Here is a 1159-nt window from a genome sequence, read left to right on the forward strand (position 1 = left end):
CGGTGCGCGGCTATCCGGCGGGGGCGTCCGGTACCTGACCACTCCGGTACGGGTCGGCGGTGTTCCAGACGCTGGTGAACTGCTCGTAGAAGTAGTCGAACCACTCCCCGTCCCGTTTGCGGATCAGCCGGAAGGTGGGGCGTAGTTCGTGCCTGCCACCGACGGAGCCGAGGCGAAGCTCCATCGAACCGTCGTCCAGACCGGGGTCGTAGGCGTACAGCGTGTACGGGGGCAGGTAGTCGACCAGGCGGACCTCCAGACCGTCGCCCTGCTCCAGTCGCCGTTCGAGCAGCCCGAGGTTGATGGTCAGTCGCTCTACGAGTCTCTGCCGGCCCCACGCGGGCCCCGCTCGGAAGGCCAGCATGGACATCGCCGCCCCCTCGGGGTCGATCAGGAGGACCTTGATCCGGACGTCGCGGGCCAGTGCCTGACCGAGGTAGATATCGAGATAGGGGATGTGCATCGCCAGGGTCGTCCCCCACAGCCACACCTCGTCCTGGGCCTGCTGAATCAGGTGGGCAATCTCGATCAGGTCGTCCTGTTCGGCGAAGAACCGGTTGGCGGACACGGGCTGCGTGAGATCACCGAGACGCCGCTGGCGGGTCTGGATCGCCTTCGATCTGTGGATGCGGTCGAGCGCGTCAAGCCACGCCGAGACCTCCTGGTCGTCGTGCACCTCGCAGGCGGCGAGAAGGTTGAGCAGGAGCTGCCTGCTGGGCGGCCGGACCCCGGAACGCGCCTCGCTCAGAGACGTCCGCGGCATCGGCCGGTTGTACGCGATCCCCCACGACTCCAGTTCCCGCAGGGACAGACTCCCGTGGCGGGACAACAGGTCACGGATGCACCCCGCCAGCCCCTCCACCGTCTGCACCGACGAGAGCTCAGACGCCATGCTGCGGTCGGACATTGTTCCTCCCCGGCAAACTACGATGCGGCGAGTATCGACGACCCCGGCGTGTCCGGCACCTGACGGAGCGTCCGACCGGACACCACCCGACGACCCGATGTCCGGCCGGACCCCGCCGGATCAGCGGACGGCACCGGTGTCCCACATACCACCGACGATGTTGCTGGACGGGTGGCCGAAGGCGCCTCCTGTAGACATGCCCTCCGACACGCCCCCCTCGCCGCGCACCAACCGACACGACACACACCCGGA

General features: G+C 67.9%; 1 protein-coding gene. It reads right to left on the bottom strand.

Annotated elements, in window-relative coordinates; translation table 11 throughout:
- Positions 1-10 precede the first annotated feature (10 nt).
- The gene (locus AWW66_RS32235) at positions 11-892 is read right to left on the bottom strand and encodes a hypothetical protein (protein WP_157528348.1); all 882 of its coding nucleotides are present in this window, start codon (positions 890-892) and stop codon (positions 11-13) included.
- Positions 893-1159: the final 267 nt, after the last annotated feature.

Origin of the sequence: Micromonospora rosaria, assembly GCF_001567585.1 — a bacterium.
Lineage (GTDB): Bacteria > Actinomycetota > Actinomycetes > Mycobacteriales > Micromonosporaceae > Micromonospora > Micromonospora rosaria.